The organism is Vibrio sp. V01_P9A10T6 (assembly GCF_963877065.1).
Lineage (GTDB): Bacteria > Pseudomonadota > Gammaproteobacteria > Enterobacterales > Vibrionaceae > Vibrio > Vibrio anguillarum.
In genome coordinates, this window is record NZ_CAWNTB010000054.1 from 1 (window position 1) to 6,549 (window position 6,549).

6 protein-coding genes are annotated in these 6,549 nt (G+C 42.2%); 2 read left to right on the top strand and 4 right to left on the bottom strand.

From position 1 onward, the window contains the following. Positions 1-52: 52 nt before the first annotated feature. Both yciH and AACQ21_RS03225 read right to left on the bottom strand, forming a co-directional pair. A complete protein-coding gene (yciH, locus tag AACQ21_RS03220; RefSeq protein WP_019282715.1) occupies positions 53-364 on the bottom strand; it encodes a stress response translation initiation inhibitor YciH in 312 nt (103 codons plus the stop codon). 7 nt (positions 365-371) lie between these two features. Next, positions 372-743: a DUF3319 domain-containing protein gene (locus AACQ21_RS03225; protein WP_013867787.1), complete on the bottom strand. Its 372-nt coding sequence runs from the start codon at positions 741-743 to the stop codon at positions 372-374. A 102-nt stretch (positions 744-845) separates the two neighbouring features. Between AACQ21_RS03225 and AACQ21_RS03230 the strand changes: the two genes are divergently transcribed. Continuing rightward, positions 846-1,805 carry a tyrosine-type recombinase/integrase gene (locus tag AACQ21_RS03230; RefSeq protein WP_094151561.1) on the top strand — a complete coding sequence of 320 codons (960 nt, stop codon included), beginning with the start codon at positions 846-848 and terminating at the stop codon, positions 1,803-1,805. Here the strand turns inward: AACQ21_RS03230 and AACQ21_RS03235 are convergent. Together AACQ21_RS03235 and AACQ21_RS03240 are read right to left on the bottom strand one after the other, a co-directional pair. Next, complete coding sequence (locus AACQ21_RS03235) at positions 1,789-2,793, bottom strand: D-alanine--D-alanine ligase (RefSeq protein WP_105977309.1); 1,005 nt, start codon at positions 2,791-2,793, stop codon at positions 1,789-1,791. The two genes, AACQ21_RS03230 and AACQ21_RS03235, sit on opposite strands and share 17 nt — an antisense overlap. 171 nt (positions 2,794-2,964) lie before the next feature. Continuing rightward, the gene (locus AACQ21_RS03240) at positions 2,965-3,546 is read right to left on the bottom strand and encodes an SPOR domain-containing protein (protein ID WP_013867790.1); all 582 of its coding nucleotides are present in this window, start codon (positions 3,544-3,546) and stop codon (positions 2,965-2,967) included. 219 nt (positions 3,547-3,765) lie between these two features. Here AACQ21_RS03240 and AACQ21_RS03245 point away from each other — a divergent pair, with 219 nt between their 5' ends. Further along, positions 3,766-6,456 (top strand): bifunctional acetate--CoA ligase family protein/GNAT family N-acetyltransferase, encoded by a 2,691-nt coding sequence (locus AACQ21_RS03245; protein WP_105977310.1) that lies wholly within the window; start codon positions 3,766-3,768, stop codon positions 6,454-6,456. Positions 6,457-6,549: the final 93 nt, after the last annotated feature.

Genomic DNA, 6,549 nt, shown 5'->3' on the forward strand with positions numbered 1-6,549 from the left:
TTACCTAATAACTAGTCTGATAATCGAAGATTTCATTCTAGTTATTAATACGTTAATTTCCGGCTAGTTTAACTCTGAAACCTTTCTTTTCTAAATAAGCTTTAATTTTATCTCGAGCATCACCCTGGATCTCTATTTCACCATCTTTTACTGAGCCACCACACCCACAACTTTTCTTGAGTTCTGCCGCGAATAGCTTTAGTGCAGTATCATCTAAATCCAAGCCGGTCACGATACTCACGCCTTTCCCTTTTCGCCCTTTTGTTTGACGATGGATTCTAACCACTCCATCTCCTTTAGGGCGTTCTATAATTTCAGGCTCAGCTTTGATACGGCCTAAATCCGTAGAATATACAAGTGTCATAAATCATTTACTTCTTTAATTGTTCTGCTTTCTGTTTTGCAAGCAAATAAGCTTCGATATGTTTTTGAATAGCCACTTTTGAACCTTTGATTAAGCGACCATTGAAAAAGCAATACCACCCATTGAGCTCACCTGTATCATTCTTCAGTGTAAAGCCGCCAAATTGCTCTTGTTTACCATTTGGAGCCTCTCTCTTCTTACCTACCGCACTGAACTCTCTAGGATCAATGATAGAGGCAGTATCACACCACCAGTCTATGCTTTTTTTAACTGCCGCAAGGTTACCAGTCAAAACATGGTTTTTGATCTTAACTTGCCATATATCTGTAGAGTTAGGCGCAGATGTAAGGGTAAATCCTCGATACGTCGCTATAGCCATATGTTATTGGTCTTTTTAATTATAGGTTAGTTAAATAATAATTGTATCTTCACCGTTATCAAGTATATTTATCGATAAACCATATTGTTATAGTGCATCAAGATGAAAAAAAACATCCCTCTCATCACAGATCCTATGATTTTAAAACAAAAGGTTACCGAATTTTCCGACACAGTTTGCTTTGAACAATTTCAACATTTGACACATTGGCAATATTCGAAGAACTCCGCTTTGGCCATGACTAAAGATTGGAATCATTTTGTTACATTTTGCAAAATAAGATGTGTTACTCCTCTTCCTGGCTCAACAACAGCTGTTAGGCAATTTATCGAAACGGAAGCTCGAGTGAGAAAATACGCGACTATCAGGCGTTACATAGTCACCATTGGTATCATCCATCACCTACTTTCGATGAAAGACCCCACGCAAAACCGACGCACTCAACTTTCTTTGTTTCGTCTTAAAGGAGAGAAAGGTGATGATGCTAAGCAAGCGACACCGTTAACGAAAAAACATTTATTAGCACTAGATATACAACTTATTCATTCACCTCACAAAAAGGATATCCGCGATCTTGCAATCTATTATGTGATGTTTGAGTGTGCTTTGAAACGAAGTGAGCTTAAAAAACTAAGTACAGGACAAGTCTTAACTGTGGATGGGCAAACGAAGATCATCGTGGGAAATGTCGATTATTATCTTTCTGAATCGGCCTCTCTTGCACTTAAAAAGTGGCTACAATTACTCAATAAAGAGTCGAAAATTGTGTTTTGTTCAATCGATCGCCATGGCAATATTTCAAATAGATCTTTAAATGATGCATCTATTTTCCGTATCTTACGTCATGCAGGGCAACGTTTAGGCATATTTGAATTGAGGTTTTCAGGCCAATCAACCCGTGTTGGTGCGGCTCAAGAACTGGCGAAACAAGGTTATAAAACTCAAGATATTCAGCAATTTGGACGATGGTTAAGCCCTGCAATGCCAGCTCAATACATTGGTAAGCTCGACATTGCAGAAAGTGAACAGATGAAATTTAAGGTCATTAAACCTTTTGATTAAGTGACGTTGTCACGCAATTGGCTAGAAATTTATGAAACCTATGCCCATTATGCTCTAACATTTTAGGAAACATTGAAATGGGAGTCATGCCTGGGAAGGTGTTAACTTCATTAAGATAAATGTTTCCCTCTGGGGTTAAAAAGAAATCAATACGTGCAAGGTGCCTAAGCTTCATGTGGGTAAAAACCCTAGCAGCACAATCACTTATCATTTCTAATTGATCTCTGGTTAAATTCTGAGCTTGTACTTCAGTCATCGAATGGCTAGTCGCACTGTATTTTTCTTCATAAGTATAAAATGCGTCTTCTGGTGCGATGATCTCACCCGGCTTAGAAAGATATAAAACACCATCAAGCTGATAAGCGGCAACTTCTAATTCCCTAGGTTTCACTGCTTTTTCAACCAGAACTTGTTCCGAGTAGCTAAAAGCCGCATCGATTGCGCTATTGAGCTGGGAAGCCTCGGTGACTTTGTAACAACCAACAGATGAGCCTTGTCTCGCCGCTTTAATAAACACACTTCCCCATTTTTCCAGAGCCTGATTACACTGCTGATGCGCTTGTGCATTATTTTCTGAAAGAAAAAGATAAGGTGTATTAGGAATACCCAGCGCATCGTACCAAAGCTTAGATGTAATTTTATTAAAGCTGTTAGCACTGGCTTCTGGACCACAACCTAAATATGGGATGCCAGCCAGCTCGAGCATCGATTGAATGTCGCCCGTTTCCCCTGGATAACCATGAATGCAAGGAACCACAAAATCGATATTGACGGCAACACCATTGGTATTCAACGTTGCAGCATTCGTGTCTAAGAAGCTCAGATCGCCCTTTTCACTGTACCAACCATCGGGTCGCATTTCGACGCGAATAACTTGAAAACCTTCTGTTTTTTCAAGTTGTGCTTGTAAATAGTTGGCTGACACAAGTGAAACTTCATGTTCTGACGAACCGCCACCACATAATAATAGGATTGTTGTTTGAGTCATTAAAATCTGTCCATGCTGCTGACGAATAAACTATAAAGCATGATAATCAATTCAGTGTGAAGTTACACGGTTTTAGCCAAGGAAAACCTTTTTACTGTTGTAACAGGCTAAGTTATAAGCAATAAAGGGGCATAAGCCCCTTTGATCATTTATTCGCGATAAAATCCAGAATCAGTTCAACTTATTGAGTGTCGGAAATTCCGAATTTTTGATGGTATCAATACTTTTGGCAAAAGGTTTCATTGCTTGAAACTCGGTTGGCAGTGTTTTAATTGCTTCAACAGCATCGGCACGAGTTGCGTAGTCACCATAAAGTACGGTGTACCACTTGGTTCCATTCACTACTTTATAATTTTCCCAAATAGGTTGGCCGTCAGAATTGGGCAGTTTACTGGCAAACTGATCAACTTTATTCTGTGATCCAACAGCAACGACCTGAATGGTGTAGCCAAAACGCGGATTCATTGCCGTCTGTTTAGCTGTCGGTGGAATGAGCGCTACTGCGGCTTTGCTTTGAGGGCTCATCTTAACGACTTTTTTCTCTGTATCGTTAGGAGACATCTTCACCACATTCGTTTCGACATTGCTCTCAGAAATTCCAGTAGCCATGCCTTCTTGAGCGACTACTGGTTGCTGAACCGGAGCAACTTTGTACTCTTCACGATGGCTTTCAGAGGTGACATCGGTAATGTATGTATCAGATGCACAGGCAGCCAGAAGCACTGATAAACCGACAATTGTGATTTTTTTCATGAATTGTTCAACGCCTTAAGTAGAAATTACTATAAATCATGCCGATAGCGACGCTCAGAATCAAGCTCGCTTTGTGATTATATACCTTTGTACTGTGATTTATGGCACAAAGTCGCAGTTGTCTCACGACGTAATGATCACAATCAAACCAATATAGTGAACAAGGATAGCATTTGTTCGCTAAGCTAACGGTAATTCGTGAGTGAAAGGTTCATCAACATGAACAATTTAAATCCATTCCTGAAACCAAAATCGATCGCGGTTGTTGGTGCATCAGTACGCTCGCTTCGTGCTGGCAATATTGTGATGAAGAACCTACTTCAAGGAGGCTTCGATGGTGCGATTATGCCTGTCACGCCTTATTATCCATCCGTCTGTGGCGTATTGGCCTACAAAAGTATCGAATCTCTGCCTATCGTCCCTGATATTGCGATTTTATGCACGCACGCAACACGCAACGTCACCTTATTTAAGCAATTGGCAGATAAAGGCATCAGCTCCGTCATCGTACTTTCATCTGATATGTATACTGAAGATGCTCAAGGAGTCGAAATCCAAGCCCAATGTTCTAGCATTGCAAAATCGGCAGGAATGCGCATTTTGGGCCCCAATAGCTTAGGGCTGATCCTACCTTGGTTAAATTTCAACGCTTCGTTTTCTCCTGTCACAGCCTTAAAAGGTAACATTGCCTTTATTTCACAATCTGCAGCGGTTTGTACCACGATTTTAGATTGGGCAAATGACAAAGAGATCGGATTTTCAGCATTTATTTCTCTTGGTAATGCCAGCGACATCGATTTCTCTGACTTGCTTGATTGCCTGAGCACGGATAGACACACCCAAGCCATTTTGCTTTATGTTGATACGATTAAGGATGCTCGCCGTTTTATGTCGGCAGCGCGTGCCGCGTCACGTAACCGGCGAATCTTAGTATTAAAAGGAGGAAGAACGCTTGCTGGACGTAAAGCGGCGCAAGCACATACTGGTGGAGACAATACACTCGACATTATTTATGACTCCGCAATTCAACGCACGGGTATGTTACGGGTGAATAATACCCATGAACTCTTTGCCGCTGTTGAAACACTCACTCACTCCGTTCCATTACAAGGTGAACGTCTTGCTATTATTACCAATGGTGGCGGGCCAGCTATTATGGCCGTCGATACCTTGTTAGATCGAGGCGGAAAGCTTGCCGATCTTGAAGAGTCTACTTATCAAAAACTAAATCAGTGCCTGCCTAAAAGTTGGTCTCACAGTAATCCGGTCGATATGGTGGGTGATGCGGATCATACTCGCTACGTTAATACACTAAATGTGCTGCTAGATAGTGATAAAACCGATGCCATTCTCATTATGCACAGCCCATCTGCGATTGCGCAGTCTGAGCAAACCGCTCAAGCGGTGGTCGACGCGATTAAAGCGCACCCTCGCCATAAACGTTTTAACATCCTAACCAATTGGTCAGGTGAACTTACCGCGCGCCCGGCTAGACAAATATTTACCCAAGCGGGCATTCCAACCTATCGAACGCCAGAAAGTGCAGTAGTGGCATTCATGCACTTAGTCGAGTACCGTCGAAATCAAAAGCAACTAATGGAAACGCCGACGACCGCAGAACCCGTTCACGTGTCAGAAATACACAGCGCGCAGCAATGGATAGCGGAGCAACTGGATATACACCCTACCCGCCACCTTGATACACACCAAATAGGCAAGCTATTTAAATGTTTTAATTTTAACGTATTACCAACTTGGATAGCTTCTGATGCCAGTGAAGCGGTACATATTGCCGAGCAAATTGGTTACCCAGTCGTGGTGAAATTGCGTTCGCCCGATATTACGCATAAATCAGATGTGCAAGGCGTGATGCTCAATCTACGCAACCGCCACGAAGTGGCAAGCGCAGCACAAGCGATATTGGATCGCACGCAGATCTCGTATCCTTCCGCTAATGTTCATGGGTTATTGGTTCAGGCAATGGCAAAGCTCGCTGGCGGTGAAGAGCTCAGGATCAAAGTGATCACTGATACAACCTTTGGCCCGGTCATTTTACTGGGACAAGGTGGTTCAGAATGGGATGAATCAATCGATGCCGCCGCCGCACTACCCCCACTGAATATGACGCTCGCTCGTTATCTGATTGTCAGAGCAATACGCAGCGGGAAAATTCGGCTGCAAAAACTACCAGAGCCAATGAATATTGATGGGTTATCTGAGTTTTTAGTCCGTATCTCGCAGATGATTATTGAATGTCCACAAATAGATGAATTAGATATTCACCCGGTTTTAGCCAATGGCAATCAATTCACCATATTGGATGCCAACTTAGTCCTAAAAGATTACCAAGGTGACGGACAAAGTAGATTAGCTATCCGCCCCTATCCAAGTGAGTTTGAAGAAAGTGTGATCCTAAAGGACAACTCGGCTATTACCTTACGCCCAATCTTGCCCGAAGATGAGCCGCATCATGCAGAGTTTATCCGTAACGTATCAAAAGAAGATTTGTACAAACGCTTTTTTTCGGATGTCGGCGAGTTTAACCATGAAGCCTTAGCCAATTTTACTCAAATTGACTATGACCGAGAAATGGCTTTTGTCGCAGTGGATCATACCAATGATCAAGAGAGTATTATTGGCGTTTCACGAGCACTCATTAACCCTGAGAATAGCGATGCTGAGTTCGCCATCTTGATCCGTTCGGATTTAAAAGGAAAAGGTTTAGGTAAAATCTTGCTGCAAAAAATCATCGACTATTGTCGCTTGAAAGGAACCTTACAAATTTCCGGCATGACCATGCCAACCAACCGAGGCATGTTGACGCTAGCGCAAAAATTAGGTTTTGAGATTGAAGTGCATTTCGAAGATGGGACGGCAGATATGGTTTTGATCTTAAATAAACCAGAATAAAGCCGTGGCGATCAGATTTGATCACTGCGATCCGCACAAAATTTTAACTTAGCACCCAGTTTTTCTTGAGGTATTGCACACACCACGACCTTT

Coding starts and splice junctions, on each gene's coding strand:
- yciH (WP_019282715.1), bottom strand. CDS start 364: ATGACACTTGTATATTCTACGGATTTAGGCCGTATCAAAGCTGAGCCT.
- AACQ21_RS03225 (WP_013867787.1), bottom strand. CDS start 743: ATGGCTATAGCGACGTATCGAGGATTTACCCTTACATCTGCGCCTAAC.
- AACQ21_RS03230 (WP_094151561.1), top strand. CDS start 846: ATGAAAAAAAACATCCCTCTCATCACAGATCCTATGATTTTAAAACAA.
- AACQ21_RS03235 (WP_105977309.1), bottom strand. CDS start 2,793: ATGACTCAAACAACAATCCTATTATTATGTGGTGGCGGTTCGTCAGAA.
- AACQ21_RS03240 (WP_013867790.1), bottom strand. CDS start 3,546: ATGAAAAAAATCACAATTGTCGGTTTATCAGTGCTTCTGGCTGCCTGT.
- AACQ21_RS03245 (WP_105977310.1), top strand. CDS start 3,766: ATGAACAATTTAAATCCATTCCTGAAACCAAAATCGATCGCGGTTGTT.